The organism is Burkholderia plantarii (assembly GCF_001411805.1).
Taxonomy (GTDB): domain Bacteria; phylum Pseudomonadota; class Gammaproteobacteria; order Burkholderiales; family Burkholderiaceae; genus Burkholderia; species Burkholderia plantarii.
The window spans coordinates 1827174-1849404 of record NZ_CP007213.1 but is presented as its reverse complement, the minus strand read 5'-3'; the positions used below and the strand labels follow the sequence as shown (position 1 = coordinate 1849404).

General features: G+C 61.5%; 20 protein-coding genes. 7 read left to right on the top strand and 13 right to left on the bottom strand.

From position 1 onward, the window contains the following. Positions 1 to 180 precede the first annotated feature (180 nt). Both bpln_RS25005 and bpln_RS25000 read right to left on the bottom strand, forming a co-directional pair. Positions 181 to 4476: an ATP-binding protein gene (locus tag bpln_RS25005; RefSeq protein ID WP_148654167.1), complete on the bottom strand. Its 4296-nt coding sequence runs from the start codon at positions 4474 to 4476 to the stop codon at positions 181 to 183. A gap of 144 nt (positions 4477 to 4620) precedes the next feature. Continuing rightward, a complete protein-coding gene (locus bpln_RS25000; RefSeq protein ID WP_055140316.1) occupies positions 4621 to 5163 on the bottom strand; it encodes a low affinity iron permease family protein in 543 nt (180 codons plus the stop codon). Positions 5164 to 5213: 50 nt separating this feature from the next. On the opposite strand from bpln_RS25000, the gene bpln_RS37470 reads away from it, so the two are divergent. Continuing rightward, positions 5214 to 5465 carry a hypothetical protein gene (locus tag bpln_RS37470; RefSeq protein ID WP_082465432.1) on the top strand — a complete coding sequence of 84 codons (252 nt, stop codon included), beginning with the start codon at positions 5214 to 5216 and terminating at the stop codon, positions 5463 to 5465. A gap of 137 nt (positions 5466 to 5602) precedes the next feature. Here the strand turns inward: bpln_RS37470 and bpln_RS24995 are convergent, their stop codons facing one another. After that, positions 5603 to 5857 carry a hypothetical protein gene (locus tag bpln_RS24995; protein WP_148654166.1) on the bottom strand — a complete coding sequence of 85 codons (255 nt, stop codon included), beginning with the start codon at positions 5855 to 5857 and terminating at the stop codon, positions 5603 to 5605. Positions 5858 to 5957: 100 nt separating this feature from the next. On the opposite strand from bpln_RS24995, the gene bpln_RS24990 reads away from it, so the two are divergent. Further along, positions 5958 to 6575, top strand: a complete 618-nt coding sequence (locus bpln_RS24990) for an NIPSNAP family protein (protein ID WP_055140314.1) — start codon at positions 5958 to 5960, stop codon at positions 6573 to 6575. 278 nt (positions 6576 to 6853) lie between these two features. Continuing rightward, a complete protein-coding gene (locus bpln_RS24985) occupies positions 6854 to 8110 on the top strand; it encodes an acyl-CoA dehydrogenase family protein (protein WP_042627889.1) in 1257 nt (418 codons plus the stop codon). Between the two features lie 1265 nt (positions 8111 to 9375). On the opposite strand, the gene bpln_RS24975 is transcribed toward bpln_RS24985, so the two are convergent. Further along, positions 9376 to 10011 (bottom strand): hypothetical protein, encoded by a 636-nt coding sequence (locus tag bpln_RS24975; protein ID WP_148654165.1) that lies wholly within the window; start codon positions 10009 to 10011, stop codon positions 9376 to 9378. Between the two features lie 78 nt (positions 10012 to 10089). Between bpln_RS24975 and bpln_RS24970 the strand changes: the two genes are divergently transcribed. Further along, complete coding sequence (locus tag bpln_RS24970; RefSeq protein WP_055140311.1) at positions 10090 to 10977, top strand: LysR family transcriptional regulator; 888 nt, start codon at positions 10090 to 10092, stop codon at positions 10975 to 10977. A gap of 453 nt (positions 10978 to 11430) precedes the next feature. After that, complete coding sequence (locus bpln_RS34485; protein ID WP_082465431.1) at positions 11431 to 12408, top strand: phosphotransferase enzyme family protein; 978 nt, start codon at positions 11431 to 11433, stop codon at positions 12406 to 12408. A 426-nt stretch (positions 12409 to 12834) separates the two neighbouring features. Here bpln_RS34485 and bpln_RS34480 read toward each other — a convergent pair whose 3' ends face one another. The 8 genes from bpln_RS34480 to bpln_RS36850 all read right to left on the bottom strand — a co-directional run bounded on the left by bpln_RS34480 (position 12835) and on the right by bpln_RS36850 (position 20042). Next, entirely contained in the window at positions 12835 to 13275 is a 441-nt protein-coding gene (locus tag bpln_RS34480; protein WP_158512070.1) for an NUDIX domain-containing protein, read from the bottom strand. A 407-nt stretch (positions 13276 to 13682) separates the two neighbouring features. Beyond that, positions 13683 to 14759 carry a UDP-N-acetylglucosamine--N-acetylmuramyl-(pentapeptide) pyrophosphoryl-undecaprenol N-acetylglucosamine transferase gene (locus tag bpln_RS33400; protein ID WP_063891330.1) on the bottom strand — a complete coding sequence of 359 codons (1077 nt, stop codon included), beginning with the start codon at positions 14757 to 14759 and terminating at the stop codon, positions 13683 to 13685. A 597-nt stretch (positions 14760 to 15356) separates the two neighbouring features. Next, positions 15357 to 17003, bottom strand: a complete 1647-nt coding sequence (locus tag bpln_RS36120) for a hypothetical protein (protein WP_148654164.1) — start codon at positions 17001 to 17003, stop codon at positions 15357 to 15359. A gap of 51 nt (positions 17004 to 17054) precedes the next feature. Continuing rightward, the gene (locus bpln_RS24950) at positions 17055 to 17402 is read right to left on the bottom strand and encodes a hypothetical protein (protein WP_148654163.1); all 348 of its coding nucleotides are present in this window, start codon (positions 17400 to 17402) and stop codon (positions 17055 to 17057) included. Positions 17403 to 17979: 577 nt separating this feature from the next. After that, entirely contained in the window at positions 17980 to 18363 is a 384-nt protein-coding gene (locus bpln_RS34470) for a VOC family protein (RefSeq protein WP_082465428.1), read from the bottom strand. 151 nt (positions 18364 to 18514) lie between these two features. Further along, entirely contained in the window at positions 18515 to 19168 is a 654-nt protein-coding gene (locus tag bpln_RS36115; RefSeq protein WP_148654162.1) for a hypothetical protein, read from the bottom strand. A 194-nt stretch (positions 19169 to 19362) separates the two neighbouring features. Beyond that, complete coding sequence (locus bpln_RS36110; protein ID WP_148654161.1) at positions 19363 to 19878, bottom strand: hypothetical protein; 516 nt, start codon at positions 19876 to 19878, stop codon at positions 19363 to 19365. A 23-nt stretch (positions 19879 to 19901) separates the two neighbouring features. Next, positions 19902 to 20042, bottom strand: coding sequence for a hypothetical protein (locus bpln_RS36850; RefSeq protein WP_158512068.1), 141 nt, complete (start codon positions 20040 to 20042; stop codon positions 19902 to 19904). 62 nt (positions 20043 to 20104) lie between these two features. Between bpln_RS36850 and bpln_RS34465 the strand changes: the two genes are divergently transcribed. Beyond that, complete coding sequence (locus tag bpln_RS34465; RefSeq protein ID WP_082465427.1) at positions 20105 to 20614, top strand: dihydrofolate reductase; 510 nt, start codon at positions 20105 to 20107, stop codon at positions 20612 to 20614. A 247-nt stretch (positions 20615 to 20861) separates the two neighbouring features. Beyond that, positions 20862 to 21356 (top strand): GNAT family N-acetyltransferase, encoded by a 495-nt coding sequence (locus bpln_RS34460; RefSeq protein ID WP_082465426.1) that lies wholly within the window; start codon positions 20862 to 20864, stop codon positions 21354 to 21356. A 132-nt stretch (positions 21357 to 21488) separates the two neighbouring features. On the opposite strand, the gene bpln_RS34455 is transcribed toward bpln_RS34460, so the two are convergent. Further along, positions 21489 to 22037 (bottom strand): TonB C-terminal domain-containing protein, encoded by a 549-nt coding sequence (locus tag bpln_RS34455; RefSeq protein ID WP_082465425.1) that lies wholly within the window; start codon positions 22035 to 22037, stop codon positions 21489 to 21491. Between the last annotated feature and the right edge of the window lie 194 nt (positions 22038 to 22231).

Below are 22231 nucleotides of genomic sequence, written 5' to 3'. Positions count from 1 at the left end.
GCTGGCCGGCCGGAGCGCGGACCGGCTCGTGGGCGGCGCGGCGGGCACGCGCGACGATCCGTTTGATGCGGGCGCCTGCCGCGTCCGGTGCAGCGTCGCGTCAGTGCCCGCCGCGCCTGCCCCACCGGGCCGCGCGCGCGGCAAGCGCGTTCGCGAACAGGCACGGCGGGAATCGCCCTGTCACGGCTGCGCCAGGCTGCGTTCCAGCGCCGCCGGTTCGACCGGCTTCACGAGGTGTTCGTCAAACCCGGCCTCGTATGCCGTCCGCACGTCGTCGGTCTGTCCGTAACCGGTGACGGCCACGAGGCGTGTGCCGACGAGCTGCGGCATTGCCCGAAGCGTCCGGGCCAGTTCGTAGCCGCTCATGCCGGGCAGCCCGATGTCGAGCAGTGCGACCTGAGGGCGAAACGTCTCGGCGCAACGAATCGCGTCCTCGGCGCTGTAGGCGACCTCCACCGTGTGGCCCTGGAGCCCGAGCAATATCGACAGCGAATCCGCCGCGTCGGCGTTGTCGTCCACGATCAGCACGCGCCTCGCGCTCGTCCGCGTCTGCGCGTCATGCGCTTGCAAAGCCGCCGGTTGCGCGATGCGCGGCAGTCGAACTTCAAAGGTGGAGCCGTTTCCGAGCCCCTGGCTACGCGCGCTGATCGTGCCGCCGTGCATGGCGACCAGCCGCTTCACGATCGCCAGCCCGACGCCCAGCCCTCCCAGCGCGCGATCGAGCGTCCTCTCGCTCTGGACGAAAAGATCGAAGACGTGAGGCAGCAGTTCGGCGCTGATACCGACGCCGTTGTCGGACACCCCGATGACGGCGACCGAGCCCTCCGAACCTGACCAGACCCGGATGGTGCCCCCCGGGTCCGTATATTTCACGGCGTTCGCCAGAATGTTGCCGACACATTGCACGAGTCGCGCCATGTCGCCTTCCACCCACAGGCGCTCGTGGTCTCCCGCCGTCTCGACGGAAAGATGATGCCGTCGCTCCCGAAGCCGCGGCGCGATCGTTTCGATCGCCTGCGAAATCACGCTGGCCAGCTCCACCGGCTGACGCTGCAGGACGATGCGGCCCTGCGTGATTCGAGACACATCGAGGAGGTCGTCGACCAGCCGGCTGAGTTGGGTGATCTGGCGCCGGATGATGTCGGTTGCGAATCCGACCTGCGGATCCCCGAGCGGTATCCGCGACAGCAGCTCGCTCGCGTTGGCAATGGGGGCGAGCGGGTTTCGCAGCTCGTGCGCCAGCATCGCCAGGAATTCGTCCTTCTGACGATCGGCGAGACGCAGTGCCTCGACGCCGCGAGCTCGCTCCTCGGCTTCCTTATGCCGCGAGATGATGATGGCGGCGCAAAAAGTCAGCCGCAGCGCCAGTTCGTGGTCGCGATCCGTGGGCGTTCGGGGCACCGGATGGTACATGGCGAACGCGCCCACCACCTTTCCCACCGACGTCTCGACCGGAAACACCCAGCAGGCGCGATAGGCGTGCTGCCGGGCCAGCCACCGCCAGTCCTGCCAGCGGGGATCGTCGTCGACGTCGGGCGTGATGACGGGCTGCCGTGTGTATCCGGCCAGCCCGCATGCGAAGGAGTCGCCTGAAATGGGGAAGCGTTCCACGTTGTCGGCGATGTCTTCGGACATTCCCGGGACACGGGTCAGCTCGGTCTGTCCGGCATCGGCCAGATAGAAGGCGCAGCGCGCCTCGCCGCCGATCTGGGCGACGGCGGCGCGCGCCAGGATGTCGAGCGACACCGGCAGCGGCGCATTGTCCACCGCGGCCTGAAATGCCTCCTTCTGCGCTTCCAGCCAGGCAGCGTTGTCGCGCAGCACGATTTCAACGCGCTTGCGCTCCGAGGTATCGATGGCCATGCCAAACCATTCGACCAGCTCGCCGGCCTTGTCCAGCACCGGAATGGCACGCGACAGCGTCCAGCCCAGCGAGCCGTCGGCACGCCGGACGCGATGCTCGAGTTCGAACCGGCCTTTGGTGCGGATCGCCTCCCTGACGTGGGCCAGGACCGTCGGCCGGTCCTCCGGATCGACATATCGCTCCAGCCAGGTCGAGCTTGGGGTTTGCGTATCGGCGATGAAGTCACGGCCTTCGAGGAAGCGCATCTCGGTCCAGTCGGCGTTCATCGAATAGACCGCGTTCGAGGATGCGCCGACCAGCGCGCGAAAGCGGTCCTCGCTTTTCCGCCGCTGTGCCGTTATCTTCAGCAGCGCGCCCACCCGCACGACGAGTTCGCGCGCCGAGAAAGGCTTGACCAGATAGTCGTCGGCGCCGGCCCGCATGCCGTGGACGCGCGCTTCCTCGCCGGCGCGCGCGGACAGCAGGATGACCGGCACGTCGCGCAGCGCCTCGTCGCGGCGCACCGTTTCCAGCAGGCCAATCCCGTCGAGCCCCGGCATCATGATGTCCGCCAGGATCAGATCGGGGCGGCTGCGTCTCGCGGCCCGCAATGCGTCGTGCCCGTCGACGGCACTGGCGACGTCGTACTGGTCACCAAGCAGGCGCTGCACGTAGGCGCGCATGTCCGCATTGTCGTCGGCGACGAGAATCAGCGTGTTCTCCTTGCGCGGCGGCAGCGCTTGCGCGTCGAGTCGCGCGGCGGCGGCGCCGCAGGCGCCCTCCCCCGCATCGGGCAGCCAGCGCGCGGCTTCCTCCAGGAAAGCCTGCGCCGCATCGCGGTCGGGCGGACGGGAGCCGGCATCGGGCTCGGCGCCGGAGAGGCTCGGCGGGCCGGGCGGGATCGACACCGTGAAGGTCGTGCCCTTGCCCACCGCGCTGACGACATCGATCCTGCCTCCATGCATGCGCACGAGTTCCTCGACAAGCGCGAGACCGATTCCGCTGCCTTCGAACGATCGGCCGCGTGCGCCCTCGATCCGGTGGAAGCGTTCGAAGACGCGGGGCAGTTGCTCCGCCGCGATCCCGATTCCGGTGTCGCTGACGATCAGCTCGACGTGCTCGCGCTGGCGAAGCGTGACCGAGACGCCGCCCGCGAAGGTGAACTTGAACGCGTTCGAGAGCAGGTTGAGGACAATTTTTTCCCACATCTCCCGGTCGACCGCGATCGGCGCGGCGAGCGCCTCGCAGTCGACCGCGAAGGCCAGATTCGCACGCTCCATCAGCGAGCGAAAGTTGCTGGCCAGATCCATCGTCAGTTTCGCCAGATCGGTTCGCACGAATCTGGCCTGCAGCCGGCCCGCCTCGAGCCGCGAGAAATCGAGCAGCGAGTTGACCAGCCTGAGCAGCCGCAATCCGTTTCGATGCGCCACCTGCAGGGCCGGGATGGCGGCCGGCGGAAACTGGTCCGGGACCGCCAGCAGTTCCTCGAGCGGCCCGAGCATGAGCGTCAGCGGGGTGCGGAATTCATGGCTCACGTTGGTAAAGAACGTCGTCTTGGCGCGGTCGATCTCCGCCAGTGCATCGGCTCGACGGCGCTCCTCGGCATAGGCGCGCGCGCTGGCGAGCGCCGCGGCGATGTGAGCCGAAATGCGTTGCAGGAAGCTGTGGTACTCGTCGTCGAGGGGGCGGCGCGGGCTCGCCCCGGCCACCAGGAACGTGTCGACCGTGGCGGGATGCGCCGTGGTCACCACCGGCAGGATCAGCGCCTGGGTACACGGCTCCGGCCATGGGCCGCCTGTCAATGCCGAGGCAAAACGCGGCTGGAGATCATCGACGAGCACGGCCCGCCCGGTCAGCGATACGGCGGCGAGCGGCCAGACGGCGCCGGCATCCGCGTCCAGCGCGATCGAGTCGGGCGCGGCCGGCCCGCCGGGCTCGACGCCGGCGGCCGCGCGCAGTTGCGCCACCGCCGGCATGCCGCCGGACTGGTAGAGCAGGAAAAACGGCAGATCGGCACGCTCCGCGGCCAGAAGCTCGGCGGCGGCGGAAAAAACGTCCCGCTCGTCTCGCGCTTCGGCCAGGGCCTCCGCAAGCTCGCGCAGGACGCGTTCGCGTCGCTTCGAGATGACCGCCGAGGTGGTTTCCAGGACCGCGTTGAAAATGCCCTCCACCGCTCCCGTGTCGCCATGGATCGGGCTGAACGTGAAATTGAAGTAGCACTCTTCCGTGTAGCCGTGCCGGCGCATCGGCAGCAGCTGGTCGTGCTGCCAGACGCCGACGCCGGTGTCCAGGACCTGTCTGAACAGCGGCCCGATCTCGGTCCATATCTCTGGCCAGACTTCCACGCCGGGGCGTCCCAGCGCCCAAGGGTGTTTCGCGCCCGGGATAGGGCTCCAGGCGTCGTTGTAGAGCAGGACCAGCTCCGGGCCCCAGTAGATCGCGATGGGAAAATTGGCGCCCAGGCAAATGCCGACCGCCGACCGCAGGCTCTGCGGCCAGGTATCCGGCACGCCAAGCGACGTCGCCTCCCAAGCGTGTACCCGCATTGACCGTCCCAATGCACCGCCGCCGCGGAGGAAATCGGGGGCGCCAGTTCCCTCGGCGTCGAGATCATGCGTGTCTTGCTTGCTCACGGAGGCTCCGTTCCGGCCCAAAAAGCTGATTCTATCCGCTCACTACGGTTCTTTTCGCAGTTTCCGAAAGCCCCTCGCGCACGCGCTTCGGGTCGCCCGAAGCATGCTTCGCGGCGGGTAGCCGGGAGCGGCCGGGCCACGCATTCACGTTCGGTTTCCCGCCGGCGGGGGCGCCTCTTTCGGCTCTCTGGAGTCTTCGATACAGTCGTCGACATCGCGGCCTTTCCGGGATGCGCTCCCGGCTTGCTCGGCCAGCTCGAGATAGGCGGCCGCAATGCGGCGCAAATCGTTTTCGGAAGCGTCTTCGATTCCGATCAACCGGTTGCTCGCGTCCTTCTGCGACGCGAGCAACTCGTTCAACTTCAGATGAACGGCGACGCTATCCTTGTTCTGGCTTTGCTGAATCAGGAACACCATCAGGAAGGTGACGATGGTGGTCCCCGTATTGATCACCAGTTGCCACGCATCCGAATAATGAAAGATCGGCCCCGTCACCACCCACGCGACAACGGCAAGGATGGCAACGCAAAATGCCATGGGCGACCCGGCCCAGCGCGTAACTGTCGCCGCGAAGCCGTCGAACGCCCTTGCGGCCGGGTTGCCGGTCGCAAAGGCGGGGCTCGACGTATCCGGAACGGTTTGCAGCCTGTCGGTGGCGCCAGATGTGCTTTTTTTCCTCCGGCTCATGGGCTCACTCCCCTGTTTTCACATTTGTTTGTCGGTGCGCGCCGCTGCGCATGGCAATGTCGTGCGGCCCCCGCGGGGGAAGCAACGCCCATGCCGGCATCACCGATGCGCGCGCGGCGCCGGACGGTGGCCGCCTGTTGCAACCGGTGCTGTTCGTCAACGGGGATTTCGACCAGATCTGCACGATCACCGGCAACCGGCAGGGAGATCCGATCGGCGCGGCCAGCCCGACCCCGGCCGTCGGAACCGGAAAATGCATTGCTACATTCCCCAAAACATGGAGGGCTGGCGGATGCGAATGAAGTCGGGACCATCGGATTTTATTCACAACCGGGAGCAGGATGCCGGCCGGCCGCAGTCTGGTGCCTTGGCTGTCGAGTCGCGACCCGTCAGCGGTGTTGCAGGTGAGTGGATACGACGGGGAGACCCGTAGCGAAATTCAAGCAGCGCTCGGCACGTACCACGGCTTGATCATCGCGCTCAAGGGATTCATTTCCAATTCCAACGGGAAATACGACTTTGACTTTCCGGAGCCTTGACCGATCTTCGCACCGGCACCGTCGCGCATCCCGTCGGGCGCCTTCGTCGACGCGCCCGCAATAGCCCGGGCCGCGCCAGCGGAGCAGCAAAGGCAGCCGTCGCGTCCGATGGCGCGTGCAATGTCCTGCCGGAACAATTCAGCGACAATTGCCAATTCTGACTGCCAGGCAGTGAGCGGCAGGCGGCACCATCGCGCGTGCCCGAGGATGCGCCCAGCCGCCCCGCCCACGCTCACCTCGAACGGAGCGCATCCCATGACGATCTACGAATTCGCAACGCTGAAATGCCCCTTGCTGCAACAGGACGCGGTGTCCGCCGGCGCTCGACGCTGGGTGTCGGACGCCGATGCCGCCGGGCGGCTGCTCGGCGCATGGCGCACCGAAATCGGCGAGCTGTCGCGCATCGTCGTGCTGCGCGGCTTCGCCAGCACGGACGAACTGATGCAGGAGCGCCGGCGCGCGCTGCTCGCCGGCCGACCGTTCGCGATCGACGGCGCCGAAATCGAGCTGAGCATGGAAAGCCACGCGCTGTTCCCGTTCCTGCCCGACATCGAGCCGGCTGCGTTCGGCGCGTTCTACGAACTGCGGCGCTACTGGCTCAAGCCGGGCGGGATCGCGCCCACCATCGCCGCCTGGGAGCGGACGGTGGGACCGGCCGCGGCCTATACGTCGCATCTGGTGGGCAATCTGTATGCGCTCGACGGGCCGCCGCGCATCACGCATCTCTGGGGATTCTCGAGCCTCGAGCAGCGCATGGCGCTGCGCCGGCAGCACTATGCCGAGGGCCTGTGGCCGCCGCGCGGCGGCCCCGAGCAGATCGAGCACGCCACCTCGACGATCTGTCTGCCGGAGCCGTGGTCGCCGCTGAATTGAAGCCGCGCGACGCCGCTGGCGGCCGGCGGTGATGTGTTCGGCGGGCGTCCGATTCGGTGGATCGACGGCGATCGGTGCGGGCCGCGCGATGACCGCGGGCCGAGCGTGGCGTGAAAGCCCGGCCTCGCGCCGCGGGCTCGCCCACGCCCCGGCTCGCCCACGCCTGCTCCCGGCCGCTTTCCGCCCGCCAGAATATCGATCCCCGAACTGCTTCGTTGTCAGCCCCGCGCGCCGCTCCGTATAAATCGGGCTTGTCCGATCCGTCAGGAGCCGCCGCCATGCCTCAGCCATCCGCCCCCGCCCGCTCGACCGGCGCCGATTACGACACCCTCGCCGAGCGTTTCCGGCCGATCTTCGCGCGCATCGCCAGCGGTGCCGTGGCGCGCGATCAACACCGCACGCTGCCCGTCGAGGCGATCGGCTGGCTCAAGCAGGCCGGCTTCGGCGCGCTGCGCGTGCCGGCGGCCTCGGGCGGCCTCGGCGCCTCGATCCCGCAGCTGTTCCGCCTGCTGATCGAGCTCGCCGCCGCCGATTCGAACCTGCCGCAGGCGTTGCGCGGCCATTTCGCGTTCGTCGAGGACTGGCTCAACGCGCCGCCCGGTGCCGCGCGCGACACCTGGCTCGCCCGCTTCGCGGCCGGGCAGCTGGTCGGAAACGCCTGGAGCGAGACCGGCGACGCGGCGCTCGGCGAGGCGCGCACCCGGGTTTCGCGTCGTGACGACGGCTGGGTCGTCAACGGCGAGAAGTTCTACACCACGGGCAGCCTGTTCGCGGACTGGATCGACGTCTATGCGCAGCGCGCCGACGACGGCGCGCCGGTGATCGCGGCCGTCGCCACGGCCCAGCCGGGCGTCACGCTGGTCGACGACTGGGACGGCTTCGGCCAGCGCACCACCGGCAGCGGCACGACGCGCTTCACCGACGCGCGCGTCGATCCGCACGGATTGATCGACTTCTCGCGGCGCTTTCGCTACCAGACCGCGTTCTACCAGCTGTTCCATCTGGCGACGCTGGCCGGCATCGCGCGCGCGGCCGAACGCGACGCCGGCCGCCTGGTGCGCGAGCGCAAGCGGATCTACAGCCACGGCAACGCCGCGCGCGCCGGCGACGATCCGCAGATCCTGCAGGTGGTGGGCGAAGTGGCGTCGTGGGCCTACGCGGCCGAGGCGATCGCGCTGCGCGCGGCCGAGCCCGCGCAACGCGCCTACCAACTGCACGATGGCGCCGACACGCCGGCCGAACACGAGGCGAACGTCGCCGCCGAACTCGAATCGGCGCAGGCCCAGGTGGTGGTGACCGAGCTCGTGCTGCGCGCGGCCACGCACCTGTTCAACGCGCTCGGCGCGTCGGCCACGCGCGGCGCGGCGGCGCTCGACCGCCACTGGCGCAACGCGCGCACGGTGGCCTCGCACAACCCGGTGATCTACAAGGCGAGGATCGTCGGCAACCACTCGGTCAACGGCACCGAACCGTCGACGGTCTGGAAGGTCGGCGTGGCGCCGGAGGCAGCGGCCACGAAGCGCGAAGCGGCCTGACGGCGCCGGGACCTCGATTGATGCGGCGGTCGCGCGACGAATCCGCCCCAAGGCACCAGTCGAACGGTTGTCCCGGCCAGCGTCGACGAAAACGAAAAGTGACGCTGCCGCCCGGCGCGAGCCGGATTCCAACGGCATGCGCCCCGATCTCCGTCCCACGGATCGCGAGGCTCGCATGGCCGCCGTGGCTCCCCTCCCGCCGCCCCGACGATCGATCATCCAGAGCCGGCCGGGCCGAATACCCGGCTCGGTTTGCCGACGCACGAGAGCCGCCCATGTTATTACCGTGTCGATAAATTTTTTGCCATTATCGAAACTTCTGTATCCATGGCGCGAGCAATGATGAACTGGGAAACGTCGTTCGAGGGGTAATCGCCTTTGATGATCGGCTGTTTGTGGCCGGAAGTCGCCCCACGTCTCCTCGCCTGGGCTCGGTCGGTGGCAGCCGACCCTGAGCGATCCATCAATTCGACGTAAGCCGGCCATTCGGCTTGTAACCTATCGTGGTAGAACCGTCCTGTAATTCCAGCCTCGCGCTTTTGTTAGCCATTGATCGTACGTCCTTTGGCGATCTACCAACTCCATGCTCAGTGCTGCCATGGCCATATACTCCAGCACACGCCAGTTCGCATCGTCTCCCTTCCTAAATGAGGCTTCGATGGCGTCCAGCGCCAGTTCGAACTCGTTGTGGTTCAAGAATTCCGCAAATTCGGCGATCTCATCCGCACACACTCCCTCGGCAGTTTCGGAGAGGCAAGCTCGCACCTCGCGAAGATACTCCGAGGTCTTGCTGCAACTCGAGTGGAAATCGCGATCAGCCGGCATACGAGTTCTCTTTAGGTCGGACGTGCTCAATTGTCGGCAATTTGAACCCAGATGTCGAATGGCCGATTGTGGCCGAGCGGCGATGCTTTGCGCAACGGGCCATGAAAAGTCTCTATGGACTTTGCGCCGCTCAACTGGCCAGGGCGGCAACCCACAAAATCACGCCGGTGGCGAAGGCGCCCGTAGGGAAGCCAGGTTGACGCGTGCCGAACCAGGGATACGAGAGTGCAACTAACGCCAAGGCCAAACCGGTAAGCATGAAGCACATTGGGGCGGAACCATAATAGGCCAACGAAAGAAAATGCAGGCGACGATCAGAATCACCGCCGCGCCAAACCATTCACCGTGCCCACTCGCGTTTAGCAGCAGGTTGGCGATAACGATGGCCACCCACTGGCCGGCACGCATCGCGGGCACGAGGGATTGGTAGATCTGTTCGTTCAACGCTCGCGCTGGTAGTCGTACCGATGCGCGAGCCATCGGGTACCGCTTCCATCCGCCAGAATGAAGTATTGGTCCTTCGTCTCGTGGTCGAGGCCTTTGCGCGCGATCACCTGTTCCATTCGAAGCAATCGTCCTGACCATTCAGGCACGATCGGTGGCGCGGCAAACGGCTCGAAACGCAGCGTGATGCGGTCAGGAGTGTCGCGTTCGAAGCTCGATGCCGACATCGGTGGAACGGGCACGCGAGTGTCGATGGAGACATAGCACCACTGCCCCGCGATCGCATCATAACCAAGATAATCGATACGCACGGGCTCTCTGCTGTTCACAGCATACAGACGCTCTTCCAGCAAGCGGCCCACCATGCGCCTTTCGGCGACCAGCCCTTTGGTGACTACTGGCGGCGCATCCGGGCGAACCCAGAATGTCTCGACAACGATCCACTTTCCTTGCTGACTGGACAGGGCTGTCGTCTCCCGCGCTACGTTCGCTTGCTCACTCTGTTGAGCCGAAACCGGGACGGTCAAGAAGATGCCGAGGGTGGCCAGCGACATCACGAGAGGAAGAAGGAAACGAGGTGAGTACACGCGAATCTCCTTGCGGCTGTTAAGGGAACGAAAAGAAATATCCATGCATCCGATGGTAGACCGCGCCTGTCTGGCGACGGTAACGATAATATTTCGCCCTGATGTAGCCTCTGGGGATACAACGTGATTGATCTTTTCAAAGACGTCCCTGCTTTTGTCGCCGCAGCAGAGGCGGGGAGCTTTGCGGCCGCCGGCCGGCAATTGCACCTTTCGCGCTCGGCGGTCGGCAAGGCGATCGCGCGCATCGAGGATCGCCTCGGTGTTCGCCTGTTCAACCGAACGACACGCGCACAGTTGCTCACCGATGAGGGCCGCGCCTTTCTCTCTCGATGCGTGAGAGCCACGGAGGAACTGCGCGAGGGCGCCGCGTGGCTGGATGCCGGGCGCGAACGCGCCAGCGGCGTGCTAAGAATCACGATGCCCGTGCTCTACGGCCGACTGAAAGTCGCACCACTGCTGCTGCGTGTCGCAGATGAGAATCCGGAGCTGACAATCGAAATTGATCTGCGGGATCGCTGCGTGTCTCTTGTCGAGGAGGGATATGATCTGGCCGTCAGGAGCGGATCGATCGGTACGGCGGCTGGCCTGTCGTCGGACACTGTCGGCCGGCACGCGACAGTCCTGTGCGCGGCACCGTCGCTGGTTGCGCGGCTGGGCATGCCCAATTCGCTCGACGACCTTGGCCGATACGACTCGCTCGTCTACCATCGCGACGGATGGAGCGAGCCTTGGATTTTCCCGACCGGGGACGGACGACTGGAACTGGTCGAGCCACGTTCGCGCTTCCGCGTTGCCGATCTCGGGGTCATCCTTGACGCGGCGGTCTCGGGCCGAGGGGTCGCGTGGTTGCCCGACTGGCTGGTCGAGGATGCGCTCGCGTCGGGTACGCTTGTTCAGCTCCTACCCCACCTCCCTGCACGCCACCATGATGTCCACCTGCTCTGGGCAACGGCGGCGGTTATCCCCGCGCGGCTACGGGTCGCGATCAATGCCCTGAGCAGAGCGGCTTAGTACCAGGCGAATGAACTGATGCACGAGATATGAAAGCTTGCGAGCCGCGCATGGGCACCGTCAGGCCGACTCGGATGCAACGCTTGTACGGTCCTCTGATTCGGGAGAATGTCTGCAACCGGTCGCGACGCAGACATTCGTACGTCGGAGTTCAGAAATTGATGAACGCCTGCGGTTGGCCGAACGCGGCCCGACGATGACCGTCGCGGCAGCCTCGTTGGAGGCTGCGGACGCCGACGGCAGATGGCGACCCACAACGGCCCGCCGTCAATGTCCGGGGAATGTCCGTGTCACTCTCCGAAACCGGTCGTTCGTTTTCGTTGAACCAGAAAAAACTCCTTGGGTGCATCCGATCACCAATGAAAGGTATGTCGGGCCAGGCAAATTCGGAGCCCTTGCAATCTTCTCGGCTGCCAAGAGATCATTGAGCATTGAAACGACAAGGTATCCCTGATGATTACTTCAGGTGGCCGGAAAGATCCGCCAGCAGATGCGATTCAACTACATGACGTCGCGCTAGCCGCGCTCGCCAATTGCTACGGCCGTCATTTTCTGGAGATGAAACTTATCGTCGACGGAATTAACCGGACCTACCGCCTCACGACAGATGATGGAAGCTTCTACCTCCGGCTCTACAGGCCGCTGGGCCGCTCACTGGAAGAGATCGGATATGAGCTTGCGCTAGTTGATGTACTAGCACAAAAACAGGACGTTGCCGTATCGAAGGCCGTGCGAAACGTCGAAGGCAACGCGCTTACCCGCTTCATCCTCGAAGGTGAGGCCCGAGTGGGTTGCCTATTTACCGCTGCCGAAGGTCGCGAACCTTGTCTCGACTCTGAAGACATGCAGCGACTCGGTAGCGCCTTGGCAAAGCTTCACAATGCATCGGCGAACTTCAAGCCCACATTTTTGAGGACGCTCGATCCTGTCTGCATTGGCTATGAAGCAATCGAAGCGTTGCGGCGGGTTGGGCCGATTGGCGAGAGAATCGCCGAACAGGTCTTGCGCGAAGGCATCGACCTGATGACCGAGCTGGCAAATCGCCGGCTACCGCTCGGGGCATGTCATGGCGACGTCTGGACAGGTAACGCTCGAATCGAGAGCGAGACGGTGACGTTCTTTGACTTCGACGAGTGCGGCCAGGGTGCGCTCATTTTCGATCTTGGCGCTCTGCCGCTTCATCTCCGAGACCTGTCTGACGCTGCAGCGCTCTGGGAATCGTTCCTCTCTGCCTACCAGGTCAAGCGACCGCTCAATGCGCTAGAGAGCGCGTCGCTGCCCCTGTGTGTAGTTTTCCACCAGTTGCGCATCTTATTGGCCCTCGCGCGATTTAATACGCTCACCGAGGCTCTTTGGGAGACAACAGCGCAACGCACCAGGCTGACATTCGAACGCTTCCGAGCCACGCCATCCGTAGTGGATACTCGCTGACTGAACTGAAAATAGTTGTAGGGTGAGACCAACTACAAAGGGTGGCGGCGCATTCAGGTCAGTAGCCTCCCGGGCACTTGATCCGCGTCAAGGGGCCTTTCCTCGTTCATGAGGGGACATCTACCCGCCGGTGACCAATGCCCGTTCCTGGCCGAACTCGGCCCGACGACGACCGTCGCGGCGCCTCGTTGGAGGCTGCGGACGCCGACGGCAGATGGCGACCCTGAAGCGACGATCACAGCTTCATTCCTGTGATGCCCGTTCCAAAACTGACAACGGCCGCTCGCCTTTGCGAATGAGCGATCCCAAACTAGCACCAAACGTCTTTGGACCAAGTCGAGTTCAACCGGTTCTGGGTCGTCTACAGCGAGCAACACGACGGCCGATAGGTTTGTATCTACGTTCACCGTCCGAAGCAAGGGCAGACTACTCCTTGGTGACACGACAGTTGAGTTCCCAGAGAGCTGTCTTGTTTGAATCCCAGCGCAGTAGCGCATTAATCTCTCGATATGTTCCCCAACGCACGTCCACGTGTTCGCTTGATAGAACAAGCTCCTTGTCTGTGCAGTCCAGCCCGAAGCAATATTCGGGGATGACAAACATGTCAGTCGGCCAATGTCCGCGGTCGGTGAAGTGCTCAACAGGGATCGACGCCCGACTTTTTAGCGATCGAACCCTGCTGCGTGAGCCAACGCCGACTTCTTCCTGGCATTCCCTGACTGCCGCCTGGAACGGAGTTTCACCAACTTCTCCGCCGCCAGCGACACCCTGCCAATGTCCATCGTCAGAACGTTTGAGGGCGGCGAACGTCGATCCTTTACAGCCGACACGATAAGGAATGGCAAGGATCTGAAACGGGGCGCGCATTGATCTCTCCTCCCCAAAAAACTCGCAGTATAGGACGTGTTGGTGGAGCGGGAGTTTGCTTACGCTAGCAAGTCGCGAACAGACGCCGCACAGATCGCGATCTTCGTCGACGCGCCGGTTCCGTTGTTCGGCCCTCGCTAGATCGATGGTCAGCCCCATCGCCAGACAGGCATCAGCGATGCGCGACGTGATCAATGAGCATCGGTCAACTGCATCGATGAACCGCTGCCTTGGGATGTGGCCGCCAAGTTGGCCACGCGATCCGCTCCGCTCTCAGCGATAACCTGATCTCCGCAACGTCTACCGAGTACTCATCAACGCGCTATCAATAGCTTGCCATCCGCGAGCGAGCGATCGCGAACGGTCGGCGTGAGGCGCTTACAGTTCAACCGCATTAGGGCGCCCCTTTACACGTGCATTACGTCGGCCAGAACACGTAATATTGGAGCGGTACTGAATTGGAGGCCGAGCGCTCGAATCGCGTGCTGCGATTCGATGCGTCGTTCCCGCGCAACCTTGAGTTTGTGTAGGAGGTCTGTTGCGATCGCATCTTCGTGCAACGTTTGAAAGATGCCCAAGTCCTCGAATAGCTTCGCGTTGTCAAGCTGGTCGCCGCGGCTCGCGGCTTTCCCAAGCGGCACCAGCACTGCCGGCTTTTCCAGATAAAGAAGCTCAAGGATAGAAGTCATGCCGGCACGGCAGAGAACGACCTCCGCCTCTTGAATCAGCGCGGCCATTCCTTCAGTCACAAACTCGTGCTGAATGTAATCGGGGGCGTCGTAATTCGTGTCAACGTTTCCCCGTCCGCATATATGCACAACGCGATAGCCCGCTAACGAAGGAAGGGCGGCCCGGATCGCGGTATTTATCGCACTTGCGCCCAGGCTGCCACCGAACACAAGTAACGTGGGCTTACAGGGTATAGAAACAACTGATTTCTTCGCGCTAACGAATTCGCGCCGGATCGGAATCCCGGTAAATACGTGCTTGCTCGTAATTCGTCCTTTGACAAGGGAAAGCGGCAACGCGGTACACATTGAGGTACAGAACGGCAACGCTATCCGATTTGCGAGGCCCGTAGTCAAATCTGACTCATGGGACACGATAGGTACCCTGGTTAGCCACGCTGCGATAACTGCCGGCACGGATACAAACCCGCCTTTTGAAATCAGTACATCCGGCTCGTATCGTTTGAAGAATCCGATCGCATCGCGTATGCCGAGTACGAGGCGCCAAGGGATTGCGAGGTTGCTGACGGTGAATGACCGTCTCAGCTTTGTCGTGTGCAAAGCGACGTAGGGTATGCCCGTCGCGGCGATGATCGATTTCTCGATGCCTGCCACGGAGCCCATGTATCGGACCTCTGCCCCGCGTGCCGAAGCATCTTCCATCAATGGGAGCAAAGGGACAACGTGCCCAGCCGAGCCGCCACCGGTGAATGCGAGCCTCTTGCCCGCAAACGTTTTTCCTTGGAGTTGCGTCACGATTCCGTTGATTCGAACGAGCAAACGAGAGTTTATGCCGAATGATGTTGCTCCGCCTTCATATCGGCTACCACGGATAAATGGGCGTTGCCAGCGCCCACCCCGGCCATGGCCGTGCGCTTCAGACAAGTGCTTGTACCCGCGATTATGCCTGCAACGCTATCTTATCCATATCGAATGCTTCAATTGACATGATCAACTGTGGAAACGTTTGGCGGAGATGTGTCGTCGGATTCGAATGACCGTTGCAGACAGGGGCGCCGACGTTCGGACAGAGATCGTCTGCGAGCTACGATCGTCTGTTCCTGGCCGGACACGGCCGGCCGCCGCCCTGTCATGCGCGACCGGCGCAGATCGACCCTGAAGAGACAGTCAGATCTCCTGCAAGCGGACACTCGGCGCATGTTCATTGGCGCAGTCGCCCGCCATCCACACGAAGGATTCTTTGTTCGCGATCATGCCATGCCGGTAGCTTTAGCCAGCATCTCGCCGAGCCGTATGGAGACTGGGTCTTCCGCTGAACGCCCTTCGAGAAAGCGATCCAACTCTCGACGAGCGCCATCAGCGTTGCCTGTCCTCGCGAGCACAAGTCGGAGTTTAACGAGAAAGCACCTGAGTGATGTACTCTCGCACCCGGTCGTTAGGCTCTGCGCAGAGGGCGTTATTGAGTGCAGCCTCGGCAGCCGTCGGCCATTTCTCCTTGCCCCAAGTATCCAAGGTCTTCAACGCCATGTTCCGGTTCCTGACCACCGGGCTCCGAAGACCTGCCTCAACGAGAGGCCAGCCTTTGCAAGGAAAGCGCCCCAGTTCCTGGAGGATCGCACCGAGCACGGTCTGTTGTGCAAACCCAGGCCCAAGACCGGACTCATCCGCCGCTCCAGTCGCCAGATCATTCAAGGACAGTTGCTCCATCGCCAAGGTGACCACGCGATCGGCGCGCTGCGTATCAGCATCCCGCATCAGATAAAACCACTGGCTCCCTTGGCCGGCGCGCTGACGATCGAAGCGCACCTCCCACGGATCTAACCCCAAGCGCTCCGCCACTGTTGCTGCCGTCCAGAAAGCTGCCTCGTCGGGTGCGCCAAGGCTTTCAGCGGCCAGCGCTGGCCATCTCGAGTCCGCGACGATGGCGCTGGCCAATGCAGCGACGTGCGCCCTACGCTCTGCGGTCCAACCGCGCGCTCCCAATACCTCCCAAGGTCTTTCCTCATCCGTAGCAAACCCTGCGATGTCCGAGACGACCAGATAGTCATCGAGTCGGGCCGACACGCGTCGCGCCAGGTGACCCAAATACAGGCTAGTGGCCTCGGCACCCTCAGTGTAATCGCGCATGTCCTGCGCCGGGCCGCCTGCGATCAGCGCCTGCAGCATATCACCGGCGCCGTTGAGCAATGCATCGTCGACGTCATTCTCCCGCAGCGCGCGCAGCAAATCGCCGCCGACTGCGCATGGATAGGCCAAGTATTCGATCATCACCGAATTCTTGTAGCCCTCACGCAGCATCCAGGCCTTTATATCGCTTCGTTCAGTCTTTGCCAGACGCTCAACTAAATGGATGCGTCCCCATCCGTTCACTCGTCTGGCCAGCGACCACCAGGCATCCTCCCTGTCCGGGGCTGGCAACGTGTTTCCGAGGGCCACTGCTACATAGAGCGTGAACTCCTCATGCAAACCAAGAGTGATAAGCAACGCCGTGTCCCGAGGCGGTTGAAACATCCCGAGCAGTGCAATACCAATCTTGACCGCGCCTCTATCCGGACTTTCGCTGGCGAGCCAGTGAGCCAAGGCATGCAAACGCTCGGGGTCCGTTGGCCGCAATTGCCGCAACGACGTCAGCAAAGGATCGACAAGGCGCAGTGCTTCATCCCCGGCAATCAGGTCGTAGAGATTCTTGACCGCTTCAGCCGATCGAGCGTCAGCCGCCGACACAAGCATGGCAACTACCCGCTCGACCTGTGTGCTGCCATCGCTCGCCGCGTGATGACCGAATGCGCCGTCCATTGCGCCGGGTGCCCATCGCAGTTGTGTGCCACTTCGGATCGACAGTAACTCCTCATCAGGCAACGTCGCAGCCACGTCGGAAAGACATTGGTCATCCGCAACCGCAAAATCCGACAGAAAGCGGTAGATACTAGGCCGCCCCTCTGACCAAGGCAACGGGAATCCGTCCGATATGGACGGCGCAGGCGACGGGACCGGCTGTCGGAACAGCAGTCTCAGCCGATTCATTTTCTTCTTAGCCATTTAGTTGCCTTCTCCGATCTTCGGCCGTTCGTACCCATTCCATGTAAGCGATCATTTCAGTTCCGCTAACGCTCGCGCCAGCATCGGTTTTGTGTATTTCTCCACGGGATTGACATCTCGCGAATCCTCCCTATGGTAGAACTCGCCATTGTCGAACGCATGGAAAATCGACCACGCAAAATCACTGAGGTTCCAATCTGCGAGCGGCATCATGTTGTTGACGACGCCATCGCAAAACGTGAAATCGCGCCGGCCTTCGAGGAACTCGATGGCAAGCCAGCGGGCCAGCTCGTCAAAAAATTCCAGCCTTGACATTTTCGCGGCTTGGCATGCGGTATCAACGTCAGGCAAACTCAACTTTTGATCTTCACATCGAGCGGCCATTGTTTCAATGTTCATGGCAGTGTTGCCTTCAAAGGCTTAACTCAAGAGTAGTGCCGCTTTCAGCCATCCGCTCCAGAAAACTTTGGAGCAAAATTAGTTGCGATACGAGGACGGCCCTCGGGGTTTCGAGGACACAAGCTGCGCCTGTACTGAACCACCCACACGTGAAACGAATCATTTCTTCGTCGCCCATTTCAAGCTCACGAATCTGGCAACGCATTCGTGATGCAATCTGCTCGAGAGTCGCGGGAGACGCCTCGTCCTCTTCGTACTGATCGTACATCGTCCCCATCAAGCGGTTAACCCGAGTCCAGAACCCCGAGGCAAAGAGCCATTCCGACGCGGCTCCTTCCAATACGAAGACTGGCTCTGAGAGACATTCTGAGATAAAGAAACGCGAGTTCCGTATCCGATACATGAGATTCTTGAACGATATGCGGCGTTGAATTGTTGACGATCTGGAGCCTGCTATCGACTGACCGCTCTTGGCCGATCAGCGCCTCATGCGTACCGCATATGCAGCCGGCCTGCGGGCAAATAGATGCATGCGACCCGTTTCAGCCAGTGAGCGGTCTCACACCACAACGGCCCTTCATTTGGACAGGTCTTGGCCGATCATCAGTCGATGACCGTCTGGGGTGCCCACGAGAAATTCGCGCATGCCATGCGGTTTGTCGGTCGGAGGTTGCAGGATGATGGCACCCCGAGCGACAAGTTCTTCATGAAGCGCGTCGGCATTCGTCACATGGGCGTAACCGAAATAGTTGTGGTCGCCTGTTGCCGATGGCCGCATCGCGTCGGGACAATGGCCAAGCATGACGCGCACGCCTCCTCTCGTTGCCAACTTCCACCCGATGCCATCAGGCCAATCCAATCGGAAACCAAGCGCGTCGCGAAAGTACGCGGCACTGGCATCGATATCTGGTACTGCGAGAACGAAAGAGAAAGAACTGAGGTCGGTAAGCGCTTCGTCCATTGCGTCACTCCTAGAAGAAAGCTCGGCGCGGCGTCGCCGTCCGATCGTCGGCGATTCTACTCCCTGCATCGAATGCCGCCTTCTGGCCGACAGGCGTCTCATGCCACGGTAGATTTAACCCTGAAATCAGGCAATCGGCAATCGAGCCGGTTCAGTGCGTGGCCGGATTTGTCTGCATTTGAGAAAAATCGACACGGCCCGGCTCGGAATCGACCGCATGAACCGTCAGAACACGTATGCCGAATGGGCCACGCAGCGAATGCACAATCGACAATCTGCTGATCGGACCGCCGTGCTTTGTAAATAATGGGGAGGTCAAGCAAACGGTCACGCTGCCGCCAACGAACGAGTCGATCCATTCAACCGCATTGCCACATCCTTTCTGATATGTTTCTTTAACAGTTTCTTCGTAAAACACATCTCTTTTGGCCGATAATCTGACTACAAGCGCTTCAATATCGCCAATAAGAAAACAGAAAGTCAGGCAGTTAAGGGCGCCAAAAACCAAAACGAAGACAATGACTTGCGACGGCAGCGCTGGCAGTCCGGCCGCTTCTAGCATAGCTAATGGCGGCTTCGCAGACGAAGACGATGGCGAACGCCAGAGCGCGAGCCATAAAAGTGTTGCCAAGACGATCAGGCCAATTACGCTGATTACGGCAACCACGAGCGGATTGATACACTGAGAGAACTCTCTCGTTGCAAAGGTGGCAGATACGAGCGGTTGCAAAGCAATCGCTATCACGAAGCTGCCGACAAGGCTCAGGGAAAGCAATGTAAATATATACTTTCGAAATCGCTGCATATGTGATTGTTTCTCAAAAGGTCGCTCAACAAGAGCATCTGATTTCTATAACGTAATCTATGGCGGCCGAGTGTCCGCAGCCGACCGCTGCCTGATGCGGTCCGCGGTAGCGGACCCTGAGGACGATCTCGAAGGCAATCATTCGAACCGATCAAGTTAGCCACGAGTGGACGACTAGCTGCCCGGGTGCGTAGCTATGTATTTAATCGCTTGAATCGAATCTCTGCGATCATTTGCAGAAGCAACCATAAGCCACACCAGAAAGCTCCGAATTGGATCATCCACTTACTACTTCGTCGAGTCGCGGCAACTTGACCATCGAGATACTGCTGAGTCAATCGAAATACTTCGGTACCGGAAATCGTCACTTCTACCGGATGGCCGCCGCAGAACTCTGCACGTACTGGGGAACCGACCCGCGCCTCGAAAAGTCTCGGATCGAGTGGACCACAACCACCCTTGGCACAACGCGACAGAAGCGTGGCGTTGTCCCCTGCCTCCTGGATGAAGTAGGCATTTGTAATGTGCGATACGCGCCCGGCAGCCACTTTGTCTATTGCCGGATCGCCAGACGCATTCAAGTGGCATAGGTCCGAAAGCTTGGACGGGGGCGCTGGCTGCAGCATCGGTATGACAATGCTCCATAAGCCAATGGAAGCGATAAGTATCGTCAAGGGACGAAACTTCACAATGTCGAATCTTGTTGCCATCGGTGCGGCGTCGCGGGTTCCCGTCAAGGAACCAGATTGTCGGCGATCCAAGCATCCATGTCGAATGTCCCTTTCTTGCCGATCTCGGCCGACTGCCGCCCTTCAACGCGCGGCAGTCGCAACCCGATATACGCCAACCCTTCGGTTTCCTCGACGGCCGCCACTCGTCACCGCCTACTTTGGTCGCCATTAGAATAGGCTGAAAAACCCACAGCGAGATGAGCGAATGTTGAACGGCAAGACGATTTCAATGATAGCTGCGATGGCGAAAAATCGGGTGATCGGCGCGGCCAACGACATTCCGTGGCGGGTGCCGGGAGAGCAGCAGCGGTTTCGCCAACTGACCGAAGGTCACCTGGTGCTAATGGGACGACGGACATACGAGTCGATAGGTCGACCGCTACCAAACCGGGACGTCCTGGTGATTGGAAGACAGTCTATCGCCGCCGAACGGGTGTCGACATGCACCACGCTGCAGGATGCGCTTGAAGTCATCGCAAACGATTCGCGGGAAGAGGTTTTTATCGCAGGCGGTGAGCAGATTTATCGCCTGTTTTTGCCGTATGCAGATACTGTGTATCTCACAGAACTCGACTTGGAGCCGACGGGCGATGCAACGTTTCCAGATTTGCCGGCGGACTTCCATTGCGCAGAAAGGGTCGACGTAAGCGGTCCGACCAGCTACACCGTCTTTACTTATCGCCGTGCCGCCGTTCACACCGACACGTTGTCGTGACGGTTGAGCCAGCCCTTGCTGCCGGTTGATCGCTGACGATGTAGGAGCGGGCGCCGAGCGTCACGTCCTGGCCGAACCCGGAAGTTCGGCCGGCACCCGTTAGCGGCCTGCCCGATCTCGGCGCGAGCTTCTCTTGCCGACCCTGAAGCGACATTTCTATGTAGCGGACGTTCGCAGCGACGATGCATGAGGTCATTGCGGAATCAACCAGCTTAGAATCAAATTCCTCGTCTCCCGCGATTACACAATGCTTACATCGCTCCCACTTACCAACGAATCGGCCAGCGACCGCGCAAGCGTCTTACGCATCTTCACCGAAGCACCTGCCTACACTGAACTTGTCGAAGGTCGTCCGCCCTCCACGGAAGATGTCGACGACTTCTTCTTCGGCAAGCCAGTGGGCACAGATGCGGCACACAAATCAGTGTTTGGATTCTATGTTGAATGGGACATGATCGGCTGCGCGGATGTAATCCGTTCGTATCCAAATGGCGACTGCGTATGGATCGGCCTGATGCTTTTCTCCGAGGCACATCAGGGGCGAGGCTACGGGAAGGCCGCATTAGGGTTGTTGATTGAGATGGCGGGCGAATGGGGCTACCGCACGGCGCAACTTGCAGTTGTTTCAACCAATCCTCGCGCCTATTCATTCTGGCAGCGCGAGGGCTTCGCGGAGATTCGACGCGAAAGCAGTCCGCGGTTTACCGGCGAACTCATCGTCTTGCAACGCCCAATCCGGTAGCAATCTCGAATGGCTCATAACAGCCGGAAGTCGCCGGTTGGCGCTCGGTGCAGCTCGACCGGCGGTAGGCGACCCCGAACAGTCATCCGTAATTCCAGAAAGCAGCCACTCATACTCGATCTAACTCAGAAGCTAATTGCATGCTACGGCACCGCCGGCCGTCGTGCATTGGTGCATCGACCAATGACTTTGCCCTGTCAGAGTTGCGCCACGACTCATCCCGCCACCTTGTGAAAATGGCGTGAAAATCAGATCCAACTTCGAAAAATAGCGTGCAGTAGGCGCTGGCGCCAGAGGAGGTGCAGCTCTGATCGATATGTCGACAGCACGATCCCAAGCTTCATTGCCACTCGTCCGCAAGCGCTTCACGGAGTTGATAGCCCCATCATTGCCTATGAGGATCTCGACAGTTGCCGCCGGGTTCTCGTGAACCTGATCGACGTCGACTCGCAAATTGCTACTCATGGCGCAAGTGACATAGCCGATCCATTGCGATGCAGTGAGGTTGTTTTGCGTAGGCGTCGGCCCTCCTTGCGGGGCAACGCGCGCCAAGCAATGGTTGATTACTTGCTCGAGGGGTATCGTTGGCACATTGCTTGTCGTCTGTGCAATATCGTTTGCGCACCCCGTTAGCTGAGAAAACACGACGCAGGCAGCGAATTTCCAGTTCTTCTTTTTCATCTTCGAATTCAGCGCGTTAATACGAAATGACCCGCTTCCGATTGTCAGCGATCCTGGCTACGTTGTCGAACGTCGTAAACTGGCCAGAATTCGCCGGGCGGCGTCCGGTGCAGCCCGCCGGCGACCCAGACCAGTCCTAGCCGGATACCTGCCGCTGGTGCATACGCCGAAGTAGATGCCAGCAATGAAATTCG